Origin of the sequence: Microbulbifer epialgicus, assembly GCF_041447265.1 — a bacterium.
Classification (GTDB): Bacteria; Pseudomonadota; Gammaproteobacteria; order Pseudomonadales; family Cellvibrionaceae; genus Microbulbifer; species Microbulbifer epialgicus.
Genome location: NZ_JBGMEK010000011.1, coordinates 1 through 24,972, shown reverse-complemented (window position 1 = coordinate 24,972; position 24,972 = coordinate 1). Strand labels below are relative to the sequence as shown.

The following is a 24,972-nucleotide window of genomic DNA, read 5'->3' as shown; positions in this document are numbered from 1 at the left end:
TGTAGATGAAGTAGCTCAGAAGAAATATGTAAATATCGATGGATTGTTTTTGCTTTTAATTTTAATGCGGCTCGGTTTGGGCCAGATTTTTTGGGGGAACAAGTGAAGGTTTGTTTATCTGGTCTACTCATCGCGGTTTTGATATCACTGGTAGAATATGTTCAAGCTGAAACGGATCAATATCATGATCTTGTGATTAATGATTCTCCGGTGGCATATTTCCCTATGGATGATAATCCAGACGGAACAATTACTGATGTTATGGATCTCTCTCTTGATTTAGTATCTAGAGATTCTCCCAACTTTATTGAGTTGCCTAGGGCTATAGGAGGGGCTGTTCGCTTTGATGGAGAGAGGCAAGTTCTTTCACTTGATTTAGAGGATCTGGATTTAACTCAACATTTCTCCTTTGAGTTGTGGGTCAAATTTGAGAGTCTGCCTTCTAGCCCCTGGGGTGATAACGCAGTTGTATTTGGACCAGGTGAATCTCGAGGATTGATGATTCCTAGCTATAGCAGACAACATTATTTAGGTAAGACAAAGGCGGGCCATGTTGCCTTTATTGCAGGTAATAGTGATGTTTCATGTGCTTTGTCTGACTCTGAGCCGGTATTGATAGGAGAGCTATATCACTATGCAGTGAGTTACGACGAAGAGAATGATCGGTTATCGCTGTATAAAAATGGACAGATTGTAGATAGTTTAGATGAATGTGGCCCGGAATTTGATGACGATGACTATTATAGCCTGGGAGGGGTAGACAGGGGCGATGGTTTCTTTGGAAATTTAGTCGATGGATTTATAGCGGATCTGGCAATATATGACCGTATAATTTCTCCGAATGAAATACTAAAGCATTACGAATCAGGCTCGCAATACCGATTAACGGATTCCGATACCGTCACTATAATGAGCACAACAAGAATTCCGATAGAGAATCAATTATATGATGGAAAATCGATAGTCGTTGATGGCGTTACTTTGGTTGTCGATGGAACTCACGAGTTTTCTAATTTGAGTTTGGAGAATGGGGCCAACCTAACTCACTCGGTTTATGCCACTCAACCACTAGACTTGACTGTTAGTGGCTCGATAAAGATTGATTATGATTCCAGTATTGATGTAAGCGGAAAGGGCTTGTTTTCGATTGGAGACGGCTCCCCTAATTCTGGGGGTAGTTATGGTGGGGTTGGCGGGAAGTATTGCGAAAATCCAGAAAAATGCGATATTTCAGGTACCGATCATACCAATAGCCCATTTGGCGACTATAAGCAGCCTTTTGAATTTGGCGTTGGCGGATTTGGAGATCCTGAATTTGGTGGTCAAGGTAGTAGGGGGGGTGGTGCGATTAAACTCACTGTTGGTGAGCGCCTTGAAGTATTTGGTGAGATTATTGCTTATGGTTCTGAAGGGTCGGATTTTGGCGGCGGTAGTGGTGGCTCAATATGGATTGACGCGTCGGAGATTATCGCTGATGGCTCTACATTAATTGATGCTTCGGGTGGGGGAAGTTGGTATGGAGGCAGTGGTAGCGGTGGGCGAGTAGCGGTCTACTATGACTCTTTCGTTTATCGTGAAGATGAAATGGAAATCCCTGAAACCGAAATATTAAATATAGTAGAAGATTTAATATTTTCAGAGACAGGCCCTGATAGCCGAACATACGGCGGTGCAGGAACGGTATACCTCTATGATCGTTCTTTGCCCTCAAATAATGCAGTATTACGAATAGCAAGCCCTTATTACTTTGAATGCAATCAACCTCCTATCCCTCAAAGTGGAGACGGTTCAGATCTGCAGCTAATGGCAGTCAATGATAATACTTTGCAGGAAGTTAATCTCTGGGAAGAGTGTGAGGAAAGTTTAGGCAGAACTTATTTAGAAGGTCAAATAGATGGCAGATTATCTGTGGAAAAAGCAAAGGTGGTTTTGAAAGATGGCGTATCACTGGCTTCTTCAATCACAGGTGCTTCGAATGAATTTTCCCAAGTTGTTGCCGAGGGAGATCTCCGGGTCGCTAATGACAATCTGGTGGTAGATGGAGTCATACTGGAGTTGGCAAGAAGTCATGAATTCAATTCAATAGCGATTCAAAACCGTGGAAAGATCACAACTCCTAGCGCATCCGAGAGCTTTTCTTCTGGTATTACCTTGCGCACCAATAATTTCTTTATAGGATACGATTCATCTATTGATGTTGTTGGGAAAGGCTACCTTCCAAATGATGAGGTCAGTAATGGAGCTGGCGGCAGTTATGGTGGGGCGGGGGGCTTCGATCCCGATGGCGAGGGTTCCGATGATAGTAATCCTACGGGTTCTACTAACGGGGTGTATGGAAATTTCTATTCGCCCATAGATTTTGGTGTAGGCGGCCGTAACGAAGATGATGACGCAGGAGTACGTGGTGGCGGTGCGATACATATAATTGCTGACAAATTGCAGTTATATGGAAGTATCTCTGCAGATGGCAGAGACGCGAATGGTAATTATGACGGTAGTGGTAGTGGCGGTTCTGTTTTCCTGGATATTGGTGAACTGGTAACTAATGAGGACAGCTTAATATCTGCTAATGGGGGCTATTCAAGATATGGTGGTTCAGGCGGTGGCGGCCGTATCGCTATTTATTACGAGTCTTTAGGCGAGTTAGATGTTGAGCAGGTTGTTGCTGATGGGGGCGGGGTATCCGAAGGCTATGCTGGGCAAGGCGGTTCTGTCCACATTTCTGAGCAAGTTGTCAGGGTAAAATCTGTAAAGCCTAGTGGTTATATTGGAGAATCAATAGCTAACATTACGATAGAATTTGGCCGCGCATTAGATCCCGATCAACTCGAGGTTAATGATTTTGAGCTGATTAACTCTGAAGGCAGTCCGGTTACTATCAATTCTATAACCGCTATCGATACCAAGCTGTATCAAGTCAATTTTGAGCAACCCTTAGCTGAGGGTAGCTACACACTGAAAGTTGGCCCTAATATTTTCGGTCTGAATGGGCGGGGCATGGATCAGGACCTTGATGGTATTGAGCTTGAACCGGGAGATGATCAGTTTTCAACTTCGCTCACAATCGATGTTACCCCACCGCAAGCGCCAATATTGGATCTTCCACAGGCTCCATTTGTGAATCTTTTCCAAAGTGGCAGAGTCACGCTTTCTGGCGATCGAGAAAATGATACGGCTATTTGGCTAGATGGAAAACTCCTCGTTACATCGGGATCAGGTAAATGGTCTGTTGATCAATTTTTACCGGAAGGAGAGTCTACGGTCACACTGACTGCTAGAGACTTAAGTGGTAATTTATCCAGCTCGGTATCATTGAAGTTTTTGGTTGACAGTAAAGTTCCATCTGTTTCAGGGGTTTATCCATCTGGGCTTGTTAATATATCTCCAGCGCAGGTAACTATAGTTGTTGCAGAGGAGGGAAGTGGCATTGACTTACAAAACACTTCTATTAGCATCAAACGAAATAATATTGTGCTGGCCGGCACCACAAAGCTTTATGATGGTCAGCTCCAATATACCCCTGATGCACCATTTTTTGATGGTGATTATGAAATCTCTGCTCAAATCGTAGACAAGGTAGGTAACTCATCTGGCTTACAAAAATACTTCTTTACGCTGGATACTACACCGCCGTTGCCATCTGTTCTTGATCAATATCAGAGCTTAACCAAGTTCGACACTCAGACCATTGGCGGTAGCAAAGAGGTCGACAGTGAAATTCTGATAAACGGTACTCTGATTCATACTGATGCAGGTGAAGCTGACTGGACGACACAAGTCACTCTGATAGAAGGTAATAATAATTTTTCGATTGTTGTGCGTGACGAGGCTGGTAATGAAAGTGCGCCGGTACAGGTTAATATTCGTTATGATAAGACCCCACCGGGCCCAGTAGCCGTGACGATTGATCCAGAGGGCACAGGCACCGATCTGTTACTGGATTGGAGTGCTTACGACGAATTTATTAACGGTAACGATATTAGCGAATATCGTGTTTATCAGAGCGCTGGCAGCTTTACCGATATAGCCGGTAAAACACCGGTAGCGGTTTTGCCTCAAGGTAGCCAGCAAGTTCGTATTGAAGGATTACCTCGCGACACTCAGGCACATTTTGCCGTGGTGGCTTATGATTTATTGGAGCAATTTAATTCAATCGTGACATCAATAGGGACAACGCCACTGGATACGCAGGCGCCCGATGAAATCTCCAATTTAACGGTCGATCCCGGTGTGGACAATCTGACGTTACGCTGGAGTCCTTCGCCGAATTCAGCGGGTGATTTATCTGGTTACCAGGTGGAGTTTGTACAGGACCCTGATGGGAGAGTGGATGATATACCGCTAGCATCCATCATTGATCCGCTGGCGACAGTGCAGTATCAAGTAACCGGGCTTTCAGCCGCTACTTCATACCCATTACGCATATCTGCTTACGATGGCGATGGCAATGTGTCTGCTGGTATCAGCGATTCAGGAACAACGCTATTGCCCAACCCGGCCGTGGTGAGTACCGAAGCACAGAGCAACCGTATTGAAGTGAACTGGTCCAGTGTGGGGCCATATGAGTTGCTTAAACACTATTCGGTATATGTAGAAGAAAATGATTTCACAACAATATCCGGTTTACAGCCAAAAGTAGTACATGAAAAGGGTATAGCCAGTGATACTGAGCACACTTGGGCTGTGGCGGGTTTGAAGAATGGCACAACTTATTTTGTTGCAGTGGCTTCGGTCAACATTTCCAACGGTTCCAATCCTGTTGTTAATTCAGTAGCTGTAACTCCTGTAGCAGAAACGGATGGTCCATCGATCGGATCAGCACAATACAGGCAAGGGACAGAATTACTGGATCTTACGCTGTCGCCTCTGATGACAAAAGACGGAAATTTTGAGATAGCGGTATCCGATTTGTCTGGCGTTGCACGGGTCGAATTTTATCTGAACGGTAATTTACTCGGCACTGAGTACACGGCAAACGACAATATCTTTGCTCGCAGTATTGCACTATTGAGTTTGGCTGATAGTGAACACGCCTTAACAGTGAAGGCCTACGACGTTTGGGAAAATGTCACTGTTTTGGAATATCCGTTTAGCGTAGCCCTGGCCTCACCGGCTGCGCCACAAATTAGCAGCCCAGCGGAAGGCTGGTTGACCAATAATGTCCTGGTCACCATTGCCGGCACTGCAGAAAAACAAACCCAGGTTCAGGTTTATCGCAATGGCACTCCTGTGGGAGATATCGATGGGGTGGATAGCTATGGCAAATTCCAGATAGAAATTTCCCTGGAAGAGGGGGAAAACCAGATTACCGCCGCAGCGGAATACCCCGGCCGCAGTGGCTTTGGTGCCCAGAGTGCAGTGCGCAAAATCAACCTGGATACCACCATTCCCAATGCGCCGGGTAATGTCAGTGTTATCGAGCGGGAGCTGGGACAGATATCCCTGTCCTGGGACGCGGTAACGAGCGATGACAACAGCAATCAGATTGCGGGCTATAACGTCTATCGTTCCAGCGCGGCGTTTACTTCCGTACTGGAAGCAGAACGCATTAATGCGCAACTGCTGACAGAACTTAAATACAACGACCTGCCCGCAGAAGACGGCCACTATTTCTATGCCATCACCGCGGTGAATGAAGCAGCCACCGAAGGCAGCCTGTCCAGCCGGGTGGAAGCCACAGCGGATAGCGAAGGCCCCCATGCACTGCAAGTGAGCTACCAGTCCAACGGCTTGGTGGATAGCACCACCGGTCGCCACGGGCCGGGCACGATAGAAGTCTCAGTGCAGTTTGATGAGCCTCTACGCAACAAGCCGTACTTTGCCCTCGCGCCCGATGGCGGAGTGCCGATCGCGGTAGAACTCAGCAAAGATTACAGCGATGACACCCTCTACACCGGCAGCTTTGTGATTGAGCCGGGTATGTTGTCAGGCACCGCCTACGCGGTAATGTCCGCCCACGACAATGTCGGCAACCGCGGCACCATTGTGGAGCAGGGCACCAGTCTGTTGATTGATGCCCAGGGACCCGAGGTCATTGCCCTCGCCCTAAATCCCGGCGAACCACTGCAAGTGCACGAGCAGGATGGCCTGCAAGTGGAAGTGGTGCTGCAACTGAGTGACGAAGTACAGCCCGGTGCAATGCCCACGCTGGTGCCGCTGGTGGATCACATCGCAGTGCCCGGTTTGGAAGAGGGGATTGCACTTAACCGCGATGCCCAATCCACCCAGGGTCAGCCCCTGTGGGTGGGCAGCTTCACCCTGCCCACTTCCGCCGGCCGGGATGAAGACGGCAATCCCAGCGTGGAAAGCCTGCGCTTTAGTTTCCAAGCCCTGGACGACCTGGATAACCTGAGCGATAAAATCCGTGTGGCCAATAACTTCCAGGTTTATCAGGGGGATCTGCCCCCCTTGTCCATTCCACAAAATCTGTACGCCACCGCACTGCCCGGCGGTGAAGTGGCACTGCAGTGGGATGCGGTGGAAGATGCCCGCTACGTGCTGTATCGCAAAGGAGAAAGCGATGCGGACTTTATAGAAATTCAGCGCCTGTCTGACACCAGCGCCAGCGATAGTCTGCCCAGTGATGGCGATTACTATTACGGTATTGCCAGCGAACGCCGCAGCAATGATCAGATCGCAGTCAGCGCCATGAGCGCACCGGTCAAAGTGGGCGCCGACAGCATCGCACCGGCAATACCCACCGAACTGGCCTTGGAATTAAACGGAGCCGGTATCGTCGCCACCTGGCAGGCGCCCAGCGCCGATGCCCAGGGCAACTCCGAAGGTGCGGACACGCTCATCTATAACCTCTATCGCTTGAATCTCGCAGAAGGGGAAAATGCCACAGCGGAAACCCTGCAGGGTATTGCACCTCTGCAAACGGGGATACCAGATACCATTGCCCTGGACGCCAAGCCCAGTGAAAGCGAGCACGCCTATGTGATTACCGCGCTGGATGAAGCCGGCAATGAATCCGCACCCAGTAATACCGCCTATCTCAATTTTGGCCTGTTGCCGGTGTCCGACTTGAGTATCCGGGTGGATGCCAATGGCAATCCACAGCTGCAATGGAACCACAGCGGCACAGCCATCGCCGGCTACCGGATTTATGTAGGGGAAGATGATGGCCTACAGGAAATTACCAGCGCCCTGATTCCCCACAATGGCAATCCCACCAGCTTTGTCGATGGTGACTACAGTGCAGCCGAGCAGGGTATCAATAGCGAGCGTCGCTACACCGTGGTTGCCGAAGACAGCCAGGGTGCCACCAGTATCGGCCACAGCCTGCTGCTGCCCGCCCTCTCGGTAGAAGTGGTGGAAGCGCAAGAGGGTGAGTCTGCGATTAAACGCGGAGTGATGAACGAAGTGCGTTTCCGTGTACAAAATCGTGGCAGTGGCGACATCAGCGGAGTCAAACTGTTTGCCAGCGTAAGTGACAACGGCATAGACCGTCAGCATCAATCCGTAGCCTTCAGTGTTGCCGCCGGCGGCCTGGTGGAAGTACCGATCGTTATCGGCGGTTACGACAAACTGGATACCCTCAGCGATATCCAACTGCGCCTGGAACAATCCCCGTTGCCGGGAGAAACGGTATTGATCAATGCCGCAGACCAGGTACTGGTGGGCGATGCCGCACTGCGCCTGGGCCTGGAAACAGACACCCTGTATCGCGGTGGTATTGGCAAGGTGCGCTTCACCCTGGAAAACACCTCTGCGGTGGAAAGCGAAGTGCTGGTGGCACGCAACAATGGCAACGCCGCCTCCGACGAAGTGCGCGTGCGCATTGAAGATGTCGACGGCAACCTGCTTTCACTGCAATCGGTGCAGCAATTTACCGGCGATGTGATTACTGTCGCCAGTGGTGAAACCGTGGCCCGCATGCAGCCTGGTGAGACTTTTGTGTCTGACTGGATCGAAGTCCCCATACCCGCCGCCGCTCCAGATGATGTCACTATCGCACTGGAGATTGACCACTTCCGTTACCACACCGGCAAAGCCACCCAAGTGGTTATCGAAGGCAACGGCACACGCACCCAGGCCTCCCTGCAGGAAACTGCCTACTACGGCGAGCTGGACAGCGTAACCCCGGCACAGGTTTACGGTGTAGAGGAAAAAGTCACCATTACCGGACGTGCGCTAGACCGCAACAGTGACGCACCCATGGGCAATGTACCTTTATCCCTGGTGATGGAACTGCGCGGCTTCGAACGCAATGCCTCGGTCATTACCGATACCTCCGGCAACTTCGCCTATGAGTTTGACCCGCAAGGGCAGAGCGGCAACTGGCGCGTTTCCGTGATTCACCCGGACAGCCTGGGTCGCCCGGCTCAGGGTGCATTTGCCGTGCTCACCTCCTCGGTCACCCCAGGGCAGTTAAGCGCAAATATTCCGCGCAACTATACCCAGGAAATGCCGATCACCATTACCGCAGGCCACGGCACCACACTGAGTGATGTGCGCCTGGTATCAGTAGCCGCACCGGATGAAGAGCAAGTGCAAATCCCCAGCGGCTTGCATCTGGATCTGGGCGCGGTGATCGAACTGGCCGCGCAGGAAAAGGGCGTAATTAATCTCTCCCTCTCTGGCGACAATCTGGCACCGGAGCAGGGCTATCTGTACTTCCAGGTACTGGCCTCGGTGAATGGTATTGAGCAGGTACTGGAAACACTCTCACTAGAATACAACCTCTCAGAAAGTCGCCCGGTGATTAAATCCACCCCGTCTTTTGTCGATAGCGGTGCAGCTCTAAATGGCACCACGACAGAGACCATCCAGGTGAAAAACACCGGCTTCGATGCCCTGCGCAATACCACCCTCACCCTGGTGGATAGCGAACAAAACCCAGCACCAGCCTGGGTGCGTATCGATGGCACCAAAGCGCTGGGGGATATGGCCATCGGCGATAGCCGCGATATTACTATCGCCTTCAGCCCGGATAATGCCGTGGAGCAGGGCAACTACGAGTTCCACCTGCTGGTGGAAGGGGACGGCGGCTACAGCTTTACCGTGCAGCTGTTTGTGGCCGTAGTGACCTCGGAAATCGGCAACGCCTTCTTCCATATCAGTGATATCTACACCGCCACCCTCGGTGAAGACAATACCCTGATTCCAGGGCTGTCCGATGCCAAGATCGAACTGCAAAACGAACAGGTGCTCTCCGAAACCCGCACCATCAACAGTGACGCCAACGGCGAAGCCTTCCTGCAGGATCTGCCCGCAGGCCGCTACGCCTACCGCGTCACCGCCTTCGATCACGAAAGCGTATCCGGCCGCCTCTGGGTAAAACCCGGAGCCACGGTTGCAGAAGATGTTTTTCTGATGAACCAGATCGTCAGCGTCGAATGGCAGGTGAATGAAATTAACCTGGAAGACCGCTACGAAATCAAACTGGAAGCCACCTTCGAAACCCAGGTACCGGTTGCCGTGGTCATGCTCGACCCCATCAGTGTCACCCTACCGGATATGCAAAAAGGCGATGTATTTACCGGCGAGCTCAGCCTCACCAACTACGGCCTGATCCGCGCAGAGTCCATGAGTGGCAGCCTGCCCACAGGCAATGATGCGGTGTCCTTCGAGTTCCTCGCCGAAGTACCGGAAACCCTGGAAGCCGGGGAAGTGGTGTATATCCCCTACCGCATCACCGCCCTGCGGGACTTCAACCCCAATGAAGAGGGCGAAGCCAGTGGCGCCGGTTGTGGTACCTACAGCTACCAGTATCAAGTGAGCTACCAGAGTCGGTGTGCCAATGGGCAAGTGGTTCCCGGCGGAACCTCCACCCACTGGGGCACAGCTTCTTACGGCTCCTGTGGCGGTGGTGGTAGCGGCGGCGGTGGTGGCTACTACTACAGCGGCGGCAGTGGTAGCGGTGGCAGCTACGGCGGTGGCTACTCCCCAATCAGCAGTGATGACACCCTGCGCTGTGCACCCGATCCCGCCTGTGACAGCCCAGAGTGCAACAAGGACAACAGCAGTCCTCAATAATTACCGCTCGGCTCTCCCAACATCAACCAGGGAGAGCCGCGCTTAAGAAACACAAGAACAGAATATTTTGGCGGATATCCGTATCCGCCCTTAGAAAAGACCAGGAAATGATCATGCAGTTTTTTACCGGGGACTCCGCACAGGGATTAGCGGCAAAATTATGGGAAAAAAATGGGAGGTTGCTTACCTCCCTGTGCTTGGGCATCACAGTCTCCCTCTGTACTTTGTTTGCGGCCCCCGACGCACTGGCCAAACCCGGAATCAGTAGCGACGGTGCCGCGCCCCGCGCAGTGAGTTCCGCCAACCGGGAAGACCTGGAAGATATGCGGGTAAAGGTCCTCGGTGGCGATGTACGCATGACCCGTCGCTGGACCCACAACGGCTGGGAATGGAATAGCCGCTGGAACCCAATCATTGACTACAGCCAATTCAAACCCACGATCAGTCTAGGGGATCGGGGTGCACTCAATGCCTTTGAAACCGAAGCGAAAATGGGAGCCCTGCAAAACTTCGGCAAGGGCACTTTCCGAGCGGGCAGTGGCGGCGGTGCTGGTCGCTTTGGACTCGCAGCCAGGCAGGGAAAAGTAACACTGGGCTGCAAGCAGCCCTATGAATATTATATTTTCCGCAACGGTCAAGCTTACCGCCCGGAAAAGTTCCGTTCCGATGTCCTCAACTGTATTAGTCCCGATGGAGACAATTATCACACACAGCTCAGCCAAACCATCAGCAAAGACGGAGATGATTACACCTGGCGGGATAGAAAAGGCAACCTGATTTTTTACAAAGAAGGCAAGCTCAAATATTACGAAGATAAAAACAATGTACGGGTTACTCTGGAATACAATGACGACCGTGTAAAAGCGGTCAAAGACCACCACGGCAACACCGTAATTAGCTACCACTGGCAGGAATATACCGAGTGGGTCAACGGGCTGAAGGTCAGCAAATACCTACTGAAAAAGCTGGAAGACTACACCGGCCGCACGGTTACCTATCACTATGGCGAAGACAGTGGGGATGCTCTCAACTACCGCCAGCTAATCGCCGTTACCGATATGCGCGGCCACAACTGGAGCTACCAGTACCGCACACTCTCCAGTGGTGAGCGCACTTTACAGAGCATGACCGACCCCAACGGCCGTGTTACCACTTACTCCACCAATGCCGATGGCCATATCAACGGCTATGATAATGCCGATGGGGCCGGTATCAGCTATAGCCATAGCTATGACAACCAAAGTAAAACCTACAAATTTACCCAACGGGATAACTCCGGTGTAGTGACCGAAACCTGGAACAACGCCGCGGGGATGCCGGTAAAGAAACTGATTAGTGGAGAGCTGCAATACCAGATTGAGTATCAGTACTCTAATAACAAAACCGCAGACGACTTTGCCGAACAATATCGCTACGCTGGTGGCACCCAATTAATAGCCGATGTGAATGCAGCGCCGATTAGAATTATCAGCAGTACCACCACTGACGCCCGCGGCCTGGAAACCAAACGCTATTACGATACCTTCCGCAATATCACCCGCACTGAATATGCTGATGGCAGCTACACCACTACCGAATGGAACACCGAACTCACCCTACCGCTGAAAAAGCGCGACGAGCGCGGCGTAATTACCGAATACGGATATGATGACAAGGGGAATCGCCTCTCTCTTACCGAAGCCCTGGGAACACCTGATCAGCGTACTACGCGCTATACTTATGACCAATACGGCCAACTGAAAAGTGAGACCACCGGCGAATCTACAGCGGACAATACCGTTCTGGCCACTACAAGCTGGGAGTACGATAACTACGGTAACATTACCAAGGTTACCGGTCCCGACGAGCAAGTGACCGCGTATAAAGACTATGATGCAAACGGCCATGCCCATACTGTACTAGATGCGCGCCTAAAAACCTGGAGTAGAGACTTCGATGCGGTCGGCAACCTGTTGTCAGGCCTTAACCCTTATGGCCAAGGTAAATTATACGAATACGACGATGCTGGAGACTTGGTCAAAGTGACCGATGCCAGTGGCACTAGTCTGAATATTACCAATAATGCCTCTGGATTACCCCTGACTGCCACTGACAATACCGGCAACCAACTTAAACTGGACTATGATAAGGGCGATCGTCTCGCTATCATTACCGATGCCGAAGGGGCATCCACTGGTTTGGAGTATGATAGCCAGAATCGCTTAAGGGCTATCACCGATGGCGAGCAGAACCGTACCACATTTACCTACCAGCAAAACCTGCTTTCAAAAATTGAGTACCCTACTTATGCGGAAGAATTGGGTTATGACAAGCGCGATCGAATCGGGCATAGCAAGCAAAAAGCCAATAATCAGGAATACTTGCGCAGCTATGGGTACGATCTCGGCAGCAATCTCAGAAGTGATATCGATGCGCTAAAAAACACAGATAAATATGACTACGACCACCTGAGCCGCTTAGTTGCCATTATCGATCCAGTTAATGGTGGGGATAAGAAAACAGAATTTACGTACGACGCTCGAGATAACCTATTAGAGGTTAAAGATCCGGAAGGGCGTTTAACAGTTTACACCTATGATAAAAATGATCGCCTAAAAACAGAGACCAGACATGACTTTATTGGCACTAATAAGCAGCTATTCTACAGTTATGATGGTAACGGAAACTTAACTGAGGTCACCAATCCCCAGCAGGAAAAGCGTGTTTTTGGCTATGATAATGCCAACCGGTTAGCTAGGCTGGAGGTTTTTGCTAGTAAGGCTAATGCGCACCCTGTCAAGGTGGTGGATTATTATTACAATAACAAGGCCCAGTATACGGGCTATCTACAATACCCAGGTACCGATAATGCTAATGTTACTGCCGATATTGTTCGCCATGGTGAGACTTATAGATACGATAGTTTAAATCGCCTGGAGTCCGTCAAGGTGGACTACTATGACGAGGGAGAACAGTCCGAGTCAGTGGCTTTCTCCAAATCCTATAGTTACAGCTATTATGGTAATGGCCAGAAAAAAACCTATACCAGTCCAGAAGGTATTACCTACACTTATTTCTACAATAAAAATAATCAGCTGGCCGCCGTACATATTCCCGGCGAGGGCCAACTAGCCTGGACGGATTTTCACTGGCTGGCTCCTCAGACTTTACTCCTACCAGGCGGCAATAGAATCACCTTGAGTTATGACGACTTTTTACGTGTTAAAGATAGAGTGCTTATAGATAGTGCAGGTAATGATAAAGCGCGAGCTGTTTATGAGTACGATCTAGAAAATAATATCCGCAGAATTACTTCTGAACATGGTGAATATACCTTTGACTATGACAATCTATATCGCTTGACAGAGGCAGATTATCCATTAGAAAACTCAGCCAATGATGAGAGATTTACCTACGATGGCGTTGGTAATCGTACAAGCCATGGGCACAGAGCGGATGGCAATACCGGAAATGACTTTGATGCCTCCAAGTCTCAAAGCAGCTATAACAACCATAATCAATTGGAAGCTATCTCGGGCGATAATAGTGCCAGCTTTAAGTACAATGATAATGGCCATACCATTCAGAAAGTACAGGGCGGTGTTACCTGGGACTATCACTATAATCATGAAGAACGCCTGATTGCTGTCGACAAAGACCAACTTACCGTTGGTAAATATCAATATAATCCCTATGGACAGAGGATATATAAGGAAGCTGAAAGTGCCACTTACTTCCTTTATAACGAAGAAGGTATGGTTGCCGAGTATGATTCTGTTGGAGACTTGATTAAGGAATATCACTTTAAACCGGGCAAGCCATGGATGACAGAGCCCTTATTCCAAAGACTAACCACTGGTGAAGTATTTTATTATCAAAATGATCATCTGGGTACGCCCCAGAGAATGCTTGATAAAACAGGGGTCGTGGTTTGGGAGGGTCATTATACTGTTTTTGGTGAAGTGAAAATACTTTCCGCAATTACTGAGAATAATTTTCGATTCCCAGGGCAGTACTACGATGTTGAATCTGAGCTTTATTATAATTTATTTCGTTACTTCGATTATAAGGTTGCTCGATATCTGTCTAGAGATAGGATTGGGTTAAGGGGGGGGCTTAACCCTTATGGCTATTCGCTTCAGAATCCGTTTAGGTTTTATGATCCGGAGGGTAAACTTGCTTTGGCAGTTCCCGCTGCTTTTATTGCTTTGGCCGCGGCGGTTGTTTGTGTGGCAGTAAATTGTGGAGAGGGATTAGCTGATTTTTTAAATGAGGCGATAGGTGATAGTTCTGATGATTATGATTTTCCGTACAGCGACGAGGATGACTTTGAAATTCCAGATTTTGATAAGGATCTAGATAAATATTGGGAAGATAATGACCTTCCAAACCCAGATAAAGTATACGATAAAGATGAAGATGAGGAGAAGGTTGAGGAGGGAGAAATTCTCAATAAGTGTATTATGGAGTGTCTTGATGAGCTAGATGATGGCAATTTCGATAGGTGTGTTCGAGAATGTAGGGATAGAGAAAATGCAAAAAGGTGTTAAGGTGTTACTGGTGATTAATGACGAAAAAGCTGCAAGAGATATATGCAATATTCAAGCTTAATGCAGTAGAAAGCTTCGTTCAACTTTAGATATTGTGAAAGATAATTTGCAGTGAAGATGAAGTGAAGATTTATGAAAGCAGGTTGAGTGTAGTGTTAGGCCTTCTCATGCTTGATTTGAGGGGCCTCATTTATAAACAGCATCCGGAATTACTGCCGCTAAATTCGCGCAGTGATCCCTATAAGAAAGGTTTTTGATTGAGGATGTTAGGGGTTGAAATTATGAGTAATAAATATTTTATAAGATAGCTAGTTGTTTTGTAATCGTTATTCATGTCTACATACCATAGAAGTTTTCTTGAATGAGGCTAATTTGGTGCTGAATCCACTTGTCTGGGGGTAGTGCCTGGATGATTTTCGATCGTTTTGGGTGCAGTGTTTTACTTCATTGTTCTTATGTGGTGATGATTTTTGGGTTTCCAGGGGCAGAGAAAGAAAATTATTTCTTTAGTTTGTTTTATTGTCTCTGGAGTGATTCTTTTTGTGGTGGTCTTTTCGTGGAGTGGGTCTATAGCTCTATGAATCTCGTCCCGGAGTGGGTAAAGATGGGGGCCTTTTTGATTTCTGTGTTGCCTCTACTACTCTCAATCAAGCTTATTCACCAGGCATTTCCTTCTAAGAGTAGAAGTTAGTTTGAAGGTTTTTAGTTGTGAAGAAAGGCTTGAAAAAAGCTATTGTGCTGAACGTTAAGTGGGAAATTATAACTTCTTTGGGTGGTAAAAATGATAAAACTTTTTATGGATAAAGATAATTTATATTTCGCCTTTACACTTCTGCTGGCTGTTATGGGTGGTTTCATGTTTTTCTGCTTCTTGTGGTTATTGGAAGCGGTGAGTGAAAAATTTGGCATTTTTCTTCCTCATTGGGTGTTTGTGATCTCCTTGGGGAGTGTGGTGGGCCTGATTATTGGTGGGGTTGATATGGCAACTCGATGCTACTCCAGATCGCTTCAGGATGATATGTCAGGTTCCTGTAAATAGATATTGCTATGTTTGTGGCGAATCGGCTTAAAGTGACTTGTGCCGTTGATTAGGGTAAGAGCCCTCAAAGTTTGAAAAATATTTGGAAATAAAGAATATGTTGCAAGATTGGGGAAAGTGGACTGCGGTTTGGTGTTGTGCATTGGGCACACCAGTAGTTGCAGTGGCACAAGATGAGGCGCTCTGTGCTGAGGTGCGCATAGAGATACTGCAGGAGCTCACACTGGAGCGCCAGGGCTTTGAGGCCATTATGCGCATTACCAATAGCCTGGATACCTTCGCAATTGAAGATATCAGTATTACGGTTGATTTTGCCGATGATGAGGGTAATCGAGTAACCGCTACTTCAGACAGCGCGGATAGCGATGCAGAATTCTTTATTCGAATAGATGATACCCAAAATGTCGGTGCTCTGGTGAGCGGTGAGGATGGCGCTGTCACCGATGGGGAGATTAGTGCAGGTAAGGTGGGGGAGTTCCGCTGGCTGATTGTGCCTACTGCCAATGCTGCCGGGCAGACGGATAACGGCGAGCTATTTTTTGTCGGGGCCACGCTGTCATACTCTTATGGGGGTAAGGAAGAGGTGGTGCAGGTAGCACCGGATTCCATTGTGGTAAAACCGCAGCCACTGCTCACGCTGGATTACTTTCTTACCGAGCAGGTGGTGGGGGACGATGCCTTCACCCCTGAAATAGAAGCCCCGGAGCCTTATACCCTGGGTGTGCGTATTGATAATAACGGTTATGGCACTGCGCGCTCAGTCAATATCGAATCCGCCCAACCGAAAATTGTGGATAACGAGCAGGGTTTGGCGATTGATTTTGCCATTACCAATAGCTTTGTGGAAAACCAACCGGTAAGCCCCAGCTTGTTAATTAATTTCGGCGATATTGCTTCTCAGGAAATGAAGGCGGGTCGCTGGGTGATGGAGTCTTCCCTGTCTGGGAAGTTTACCGGCTTTGAGGCCAGTTTTACCCACGCCGATGAGCTGGGAGGTGAGCTGACTTCTCTGATTGATGCTACTAATGCGCACCTGTTAATTAAAGACGTGCAGGTGGATCTACCGGGACGAGATAATGTTTTGGATTATCTTGCTTACGGTAGTGATAACGGCTTGGCGGTATACGAAAGCGAAAATACCGGTGCGGACCTCACTCTGTGTCGCAGCTGCGCCGAGGTAACCACACTTTCCTATTCCCTGGGCTCTGAAAGCGGCGGTACCCGCAGCTTGAGCGGCAATGCTGTTGGTGGTTTTGGTTATATCGAAGTCAGTGATCCCTATGCGGGGGAAAAAGTGTTACAGCGGGTAGTAGGCGATGATGGTCGCGAGCTGAACAAAAATAATTATTGGCTATCGAAAAAACGCGCGTCTAATAAAGTGGACTTCGATTATTTTATTAATGTCTTCGATTACGATGGCACCGATAGTTATACACTACACTTTGTCGATTCCGTCGCATTGCCCCAGGCGCCGGTGATTCAGGCGATTCTGGATCGCACAGGCCATGAAGGCGGGCAGATCGGTTTCCTGGTGCAATCCTCCGACCCCAACGGCACGGTGCCAAAACTTTCCTCAAGTAGTTTGCCTTCCGGGGCTATTTTTACCGATGGCGGGGATGGTACTGGCATTTTCCGCTGGGAGCCGGCGATCGGCCAGGCGGGTAACTATATCGTTTCTTTTACCGCAAGCGATGGTGCCCTCTCAAGTGCCCGCACTGTTAACATGAAAATTAATCCTTCTTCAGACACCGATGGCGATGGCCTCGATGATGCCTGGGAAATGGAGCATTTCGGTAATCTGGATCGCGATGGCACTGGCGATTACGATGAAGATGGCCGCACCGATGCGGAAGAAGAAGAGGCGGGTAGTGACCCCACAGTGCCAGAAGTGGCCCCTGGCGCGCCCCAACTGACTAGCCCGATGTTTGATGGAGAAATCCTTGATGGTGCCGTTGCGTTGCTGCCGGTACTAACCATCACCAACGGTGAACATGCTGCGGATTTGAGCGTTGCCTACGAATTTGAAGTCTATGCCGATGAGGCAATGCTGACCAAAGTCGCCAGCGCCACTTTAGATGAGGGCACTGATACTACAGTTTGGTCGGTGGCTGTTGAAGATTTGGTATCCGGTCAGGTATTTGTGGATAACAGCCTCTACTATTGGCGCGCACGGGCGATTACCCAGGTGGAAGCCGATGGCGGTGATGTGCCAGTTGCCTCTAACTGGGAGGCCAGCCGTTTCTTTATCAATACTACCAATGATGCGCCGACTGCGCCGGCAATCAATGCCCCACAACTGGACGCGATTGTGGCAGAGACACGCCCAACGTTGAGTGTGGCTCACGCCTTTGATGCGGATCGGGATACGCTCAGTTATGGATTCGACCTATTCCATGAATCCGATCTGGATAACCCCAGTGCTCAGGTTTCCGGCCTCCTACCGGGTGGTAATTTCCAAACCAGCTGGCAGGTGCCAAACCCCCTCGTCGAAGACAACGCTTACTTGTGGAAGGCCTGGGTAGAAGATGAGCATGGTTTACGTACAGAAAGTGAACTGGGGTCCTTCCTGGTCAGTACCCTAAATAATGCGCCTACAGAGCCGGTAGTAGCGTCTCCCAATGATACTGTGTCCAAATGGCTTGCCAATAATGGTGTGGAACTGCGTTTGATCAATGGTGCCGACCCGGAACAGCAACCGCTCACTTATTACTTTGAACTGGATACCCTGGCCAGTTTTGATAGCGGCGAGACACTGGTTTCCGGTGCTGTTAGTGAGGGGGAGAACGAAACCTCCTGGATTGCAGAGGGCTTGCAGGAAGACATTACTTACTACTGGCGCGCAAAAGTCAGCGACGGTGAGGTGGAGAGCAATTGGGTAACTGCCAGCTTTAGCGTGGATACCGATAACACTGTGCCGCCAATACCCAGCCTGCAAAACCCTGGCTCCGGTGCTGTAGTGGAAAGCTTGCGACCGCTGTTTGAAGTGAATCCGGTGACCGATGCCGATGGGGATGCGGTGCAATACCGTTTTGAAGTGTATTCCGATCAGGATTTAACCCTGTTAGTGGCGAGCCAGGTGCAGGCGGAAACCCAGTGGACTCCGGCTTTTGATTTCAATGACAACAGCCACTATTACTGGCGCGCTCGCGCTGAGGATGCCAAGGGGGATGCCAGCGATTGGAGTGCTGTTAATGCATTTTTTATTAATGAAAATGGTATTAATGATGCACCTCAGATTGTCCTGGTTCTGCCCGATAGTGCGGTGACTGTTAGTGAAGCGGAGTTGTTAATTCAGTGGCAGGACAGTGATCCTGACAGTAGCGCCACTATCGCTATTTATTATTTATATGAAGGGAGTGGAAGAACACTGATTGCAGATGGTATTGCTGAGGATGAGGATGGCACCTCCGATCAATACCGCTGGGATGTGTCTAAACTGCTCCCGGGTACCTATACCTTGGAGTTGGAAATCACCGATGGTGAAAACACTGTAACAGCCAGTGGCTGCTGCACTATCGAGGTGCCCGAGCGGGATAATCCTATCAAGGTACAGGCGCTGACCGACCTGGAAACCGATGAGGCGGGAACCACTGTTGCTGAGTTACAGGTAAGTCTGGAGAAGGCCCTTCAGGCAGATACCAGTCTGACTTTGAATATCGCAGTGTCTGATAACTCGGAAGCGAAAATCCTCGGTGACAACTATCTGCAGTTCACTGATGACAACTGGCAGACTCCGCAGACAATCCAGCTAATGGGTATAGATGACTGCACAGTGGATGGCGATACAGGTTATAGCCTGGTATTCCAACCGGCCCAGAGCGATGATCCGGCCTACAGCGGTCAGCTGTTGGATAGCGTTAGCCTGATCAACCGGGATAACGAGACGATCGGACAGGTGCTGTTTATTTGTAACTACTCCCTGGTGAGTCAAGTGACGGTGAATGGCGGTGCGGAAATGGAATCCAGCTACCGTGTACGCTTGGATAACCATGGCGCGGGTTTGGTGGATGCCAGTGCAAGCCTCAGCCTGTTGCCCTCACCAGACCCCGATTACTCGGTATCTATTGTTAGTGGTGGCAGCCTGACGTTTACGGATATCTCATCGGAAGGCAGTGCTTTCAGTAATGAGTTACTGGTGATTCGTCACCCCGCTGGGCAGCCAGTGGATTTTGCCAAGTTTGCCTGGGAAATTGTTGCCGGTGAATCTCAGACCACCCTGGAAGGGTCCGATAGCAATAATATCTTGCAGGGGAGTGACTCAGCTGATCGCATTGATGGAAAGGGCGGTCACGATACTATTTACGCGGGTGAGGGTGATGATGTCATTATCGGCGGTAGTGGTGCCGATACCCTATACGGTGAAGGTGGCAATGACACCTTTATTGTGGAAGGCAATGATGGCAGTGCGGACCGTTTCGATGGTGGTGAGGGCTTTGACCAGGTATTGGGTGGTAGCGGAGACGATAGCATTCGTATCAGTGTGTTCAGTGGTAGCTCCACGGTTGAACGTATTGATGGCGCTGGCGGTTACAATGCAATTTACGGTACCAGTGCGAATAACACCCTGGATTTCTCCAATACCGAGCTGCTAAATATTGCCTTTATAGATGGCTTGGGCGGGCATGATACCATTTACGGTAGTTCTGCCAGCGATAAGATTATCGGCAACGGTGGCAACGATAACCTTTATGGCAATGCCGGTGATGATATTTTCTATATCAACGGTTTGAATTCCGGTAACGACCGCGTTAATGGCGGTACTGGTTTCGATCAGGTTATCGGCGGAGATGGTGATGATTGGTTCCGCTTCAGTGTGTTTAGTGGTGACTCACGGGTGGAGGCTATTGATGGTGGTAAAGGCATTAACTGGATTTTGGGTACCTCAGCCAATAACACCCTGGACTTCCGCGATGTCAGCCTGCTGAATATTGGCCGCCTGGATGGTGCAGAAGGTCACGATATTCTCTATGGTTCCAATATCGCCGATGAAATTGTCGGTGGTGTTGGTAATGATAAATTATATGGCGAGGGTGGCGATGACCGCTTCCTGTTGACCAGCGGCGATACTGGCTTCGACATTTACAGTGGTGGTGAAGGCGATGACTGGTTACTGGGTACACCTGGTGACGATGAATTTCGTTTAAGTGCGTTTTCAGGTACTGCTACGGTAGAGGTCATTGATGGAGATGGTGGCAATAACCAAATTATCGGTAGCTCCGCGAATAATACCTTGAATTTCTCTGATACCCAGTTGCTTTCTATCGATCGCATCAATGCCGCGGGGGGCCATGACGTTGTCTATGGCTCTGCCGCAGCGGATGTGATTGAGGGGGGAACTGGTTCCGATGTGCTTTACGGGAATGGCGGTGCCGATATTTTTGTGTTAACCACCGGGGACACTGGTTTTGATCAGTTCCGTGGCGGTGAGGGAGCTGACCGGATACTGGGCTCTGGTAACGATGATGAAATTCGTCTGAGTGTTTTTAGTGGCGATGCACGTGTAGAGATTATAGACGGTGCCGCTGGCAATAACCGAATTCTCGGCTCCAGTGCCAATAACACTTTGGACTTCTCCGAGACACAACTCACTAATATTAATGAGATTGATGCTGGTGCCGGCAATGATACCGTCTACGGTAGTCAGGAGGCGGACCGAATTCTGGTTAGTGCCGGTTCGGATAATCTCTATGGCAATGCTGGTGACGATATTTTTGTATTGAGTGGTGAAGATACGGGTTCCAATCGAATTGATGGGGGCGAAGGATTTGACACGCTGTTGGCAGGTTCCTCCGACGATACCATCACGCTTTTAATATTTAGTGGTTCAGCCACTGTGGAGCGTATTGATGGAGGCGCAGGGGTAAATCAGCTACAGGGTACCAGTGCAAACAATACCCTGGATTTCCGTGGTATTGAGCTTATCAATATTGCCCTGATTAATGGCGCCGCGGGTCATGATGTGATTTACGGCTCCGATAATGCGGATCTCATTGAAGGCGGCCTTGGTAGCGATACCCTTTACGGTGAAGCCGGCGATGATGTTTTCCGTATCACTGAAGGGGATACAGGCTCGGACTCCTACCGTGGTGGCGAGGGTCGCGATACCCTGCTGGGGACTGAGTCCGATGATACATTCATCTTCAGTGTTTTCGCCGGTGATGCTTCTGTGGAAGTTATTGATGGCCAGGGCGGCACTGACAAGATATTGGGAACCAATGCTAATAACACCTTGGACTTCTCTGCCACTGAATTGGTGGGCATTGCTCAAATAGATGGTGCAGCCGGTAATGATTCCATCTATGGCACTACTCAGGCGGATACCATAATTGGTGGCCAGGGTAGTGATTACCTGTCCGGTGGTGATGGAGACGATACTTTTATATTCACAACTGGGGATACTGGTTCAGATACCTATAGTGGTGGCGAGGGTTATGACCGTCTGCTGGGAACTACTGAAGATGACGATTTTATTTTCAGTAGTTTTACTGGCGCTAATATTTTGGAAGAGATTGATGGTGGAGCCGGTAAAAATAGAATTCTCGGCACTGCTGTCAGTAACTCTCTAGACTTTAGCGCTACAAAATTGATAGGTATTACCTTAGTTGACGCCGGTGAAGGAAGTGACACGCTGATTGGTACTGATGAGGGTGACTTTTTGGCTGGCGGTAGCGGCAGCGACACTCTCTACGGGAATGGCGGCGATGATACTTTTGTAGCCACCCCTGGCGATAGCGGTTATGAGCGCTACGAGGGCGGAGAGGGTAGTGATTCCCTGCTAGGGAGTGATGTGGATGATGATTTCCGCTTTAGCATCTTCTCCGGTAGTGCCACTCTTGAAATCATTGATGGAAAAGAGGGCTCGAATAAAATTTCTGGCAGTACTGCTAACAATACCCTGGACTTCCGCAATACCAGCCTGATCAATATTGCTTTGATTCATGGGGATGCCGGTAACGACACTATCTATGGATCGGCTCTGGCAGATATTATAGAAGGTGGCACCGGTAGCGATAATCTCTATGGTGAGGGGGGGGATGATATATTCCTGCTCAGCCCTGGGGATACTGGCTATGATCGCTATTCTGGTGGTGAAGGCAGTGATGAATTAAGGGGGACTGCTGGAGATGATCTGATTCGACTGTCTGCTTACTCCGGCACCACTACTGTGGAACTTATCAATGGCCTTGGAGGGGTGGATAAAATTCAGGGTACTACTGGTAATAATACCTTGGATTTCTCTACCACAGTTCTCGATTCTATTGAGGAAATTAGTGCAGAGAAAGGGAACGATACAGTGATAGGCTCCAGCGCTGCAGATATCATCCGCGGTAATGAGGGCAATGATATCCTTCAAGGGGGACCGGGTAATGACAGTTACCTCTTCGCTCGCGGAGATGGAATCGATACCATCACTGATATTGGTAGTAGCTCTTCAGATATGTTGGTTCTAGAGGGCGCTATTGCTCCAGAAGATTTGTGGCTGGTTATTAATGGCAGTCATCTGGATATTTATCTGCTTGCGGGGACCGAAAAAATTCAAGTGCGCGATTGGCAGTCCAATGAAAGCGCGATTGAAATCATCACTACCGAGTCTGGCAGTCAGTTGCCACTGGTTAATATACTATCCTTGGCAGAGCTGATGACTTCGTTTGGTGTACCGCAAAATGGTATTATTAATCTCACAGCGGAGCAGCAGGCCGAATTGAATGCGGCTCGAAGTGAGGCTTGGCAGTAGGTATTCCAAAGAGTTAAGTGGCCCGTATTACCGGGCCACTTAGTTTTACATATTTTGAACCTTCCACTTATTCCTGCCTAACAGGTTTCCCTTCCATTATCTTGGCGTCATAAACTTTGGGTGTTGTGTCGCCAGTCTGTCCAGCCCAGATACACTTACCACACGGATCTAATCTGGAAAGTACATTGTCAATAGCCTTTGGTGTAAGTGCTAGAGGGTTGGAGGCAAAGTAGAAACCACTCTCCGGATAGGTTGTGAAGGCATCCCTGTATGCCTGCTTCATAGGCTTCCGGAAGAAGAGCATTATTTCTCAATGAACTAGCTGAAATGGAGGATTTATAGTGGAACTCCAGGGCTCTTGCCACTGCCGATCGGTGCGATTCAGCTTGAACTCGGGCCAACCTTACCCCTTTAATTACTGCTATTGCTCAATTTGCCGAAAGACTGCTGGTGGAGGAGGGTATTCCATCAATTTAGGTGGAGATTTTAACTCATTACGGGTTGAAGGCAGGGAGTATTTATCCGTTTACCAGGCCAAAGTGGAGAATCCGGATACTGGACGTAAGTGTAAGAGTCCAGCACAACGCCATTTCTGTTCAAAATGTGGCAGTGCCCTTTGGTTGTGGGACTCCCGTTGGCCTGAACTGGTGCATCCCTTTGCGTCAGCTATTGATACTGAATTACCGGTACCACCTCAACGTACCCATATGATGTTGCAGTTTGCTAGCTCTTGGGTTGAGGCGGATATTCGTGAAGGAGATAAAAAGTTTGACTTTTACCCCGATGAATCCTTAGCAGAGTGGCACAAGCGACATAACCTGTAACCTGCTATCTGCTGAGCAGCATGGCTAGTGCTCCGCGTAAAGATATCATTACAGAATTAACTGCATGACCCACTGGCCAGTTGAAGGGACCTATTCTGACCAAAGTGAAAAGCAAATTATTCCAGGTCACAGGATAGTTTTCCATAGGATTAACACTATTTAATGCGAGTGGTGAACACTGCTGTTGCTCGAAAATTTAAGCGCTAAACTTCGGTAGGTTAATGCTGAGTATGCTTGGATGTCTGTGCTGCTACTAAAAAGGGGGAAGGAAAGAATACACTGCGCTCGGGATCGTATGAAGCATGGATGCCGATTAGGAGCTTACAGGGATGTATTCACAGCGCGTCGCGAGTGCAGTGTATTCTTTCCTTTTGACCCAGTAGTAACTTGATTTTTTAACTTCCGCTTTAGAGTGCGACCTAAATTATCTATTTTCCCCATTACCTACTGTGAAATTTAGCAGAAATTTTGAAGGTTTTTGGTATGTTCGAATTGATACAGTCAGTATCGGTTTTTTTAGCTTGGTATGTAATTTTATCAGTAGGGCATCTCTATAAATTCGGAGATAAATTTACGAATTATTGGAGTGCTATTTTATGGTTGAGTTTTAGTTGTAAAACTGAGCTTATTCGATAAATATTGATAGTTAGTGTGTTTTATAGTAATTCCAAGTAAAACTCATATCCATTTTATCCCACTCTTCATGCTGCGGGCGCAATTCGACTGTATAAACTGACAAATCGACGCATGTTGTAAACCAAATTCATCATGCCAACCTTAACATTGGCGCGCGCAAGTCCTATAGTTCGAACGAACATTCCTCCCTGTTCATTTTCCATAGAACCAAATACATGCTCAACTCTG

The 24,972-nt window shown here is 48.9% G+C and carries 6 protein-coding genes and 1 pseudogene; 6 read left to right on the top strand and 1 reads right to left on the bottom strand.

Features of this window, described 5'->3' with window-relative positions; genetic code table 11:
* Nucleotides 1-102: 102 nt before the first annotated feature.
* The 6 genes from ACCI49_RS07120 to ACCI49_RS07095 all read left to right on the top strand — a co-directional run bounded on the left by ACCI49_RS07120 (nucleotide 103) and on the right by ACCI49_RS07095 (nucleotide 24,108).
* Complete coding sequence (locus ACCI49_RS07120) at nucleotides 103-9,981, top strand: fibronectin type III domain-containing protein (RefSeq protein WP_371838264.1); 9,879 nt, start codon at nucleotides 103-105, stop codon at nucleotides 9,979-9,981.
* 113 nt (nucleotides 9,982-10,094) lie between these two features.
* A complete protein-coding gene (locus ACCI49_RS07115; protein ID WP_371838263.1) occupies nucleotides 10,095-14,510 on the top strand; it encodes an RHS repeat-associated core domain-containing protein in 4,416 nt (1,471 codons plus the stop codon).
* A gap of 470 nt (nucleotides 14,511-14,980) precedes the next feature.
* On the top strand, nucleotides 14,981-15,091 hold the full coding sequence (locus ACCI49_RS07110; RefSeq protein WP_371838262.1) for a DUF2768 family protein: 111 nt from the start codon (nucleotides 14,981-14,983) through the stop codon (nucleotides 15,089-15,091).
* A 200-nt stretch (nucleotides 15,092-15,291) separates the two neighbouring features.
* Entirely contained in the window at nucleotides 15,292-15,549 is a 258-nt protein-coding gene (locus tag ACCI49_RS07105) for a hypothetical protein (protein ID WP_371838261.1), read from the top strand.
* Between the two features lie 97 nt (nucleotides 15,550-15,646).
* The gene (locus ACCI49_RS07100) at nucleotides 15,647-23,284 is read left to right on the top strand and encodes a hypothetical protein (RefSeq protein ID WP_371838260.1); all 7,638 of its coding nucleotides are present in this window, start codon (nucleotides 15,647-15,649) and stop codon (nucleotides 23,282-23,284) included.
* A 341-nt stretch (nucleotides 23,285-23,625) separates the two neighbouring features.
* Entirely contained in the window at nucleotides 23,626-24,108 is a 483-nt protein-coding gene (locus ACCI49_RS07095; RefSeq protein ID WP_371838259.1) for a GFA family protein, read from the top strand.
* Nucleotides 24,109-24,809: 701 nt separating this feature from the next.
* Here ACCI49_RS07095 and ACCI49_RS07090 read toward each other — a convergent pair.
* Nucleotides 24,810-24,972: pseudogene (locus tag ACCI49_RS07090) on the bottom strand (IS5/IS1182 family transposase); the annotation flags it as partial.

Excerpts from the sequence above, each read along its gene's own strand:
- ACCI49_RS07100 (WP_371838260.1), top strand. The coding sequence starts at position 15,647 with ATGTTGCAAGATTGGGGAAAGTGGACTGCGGTTTGGTGTTGTGCATTG.
- ACCI49_RS07115 (WP_371838263.1), top strand. The coding sequence starts at position 10,095 with ATGCAGTTTTTTACCGGGGACTCCGCACAGGGATTAGCGGCAAAATTA.
- ACCI49_RS07105 (WP_371838261.1), top strand. The coding sequence starts at position 15,292 with ATGATAAAACTTTTTATGGATAAAGATAATTTATATTTCGCCTTTACA.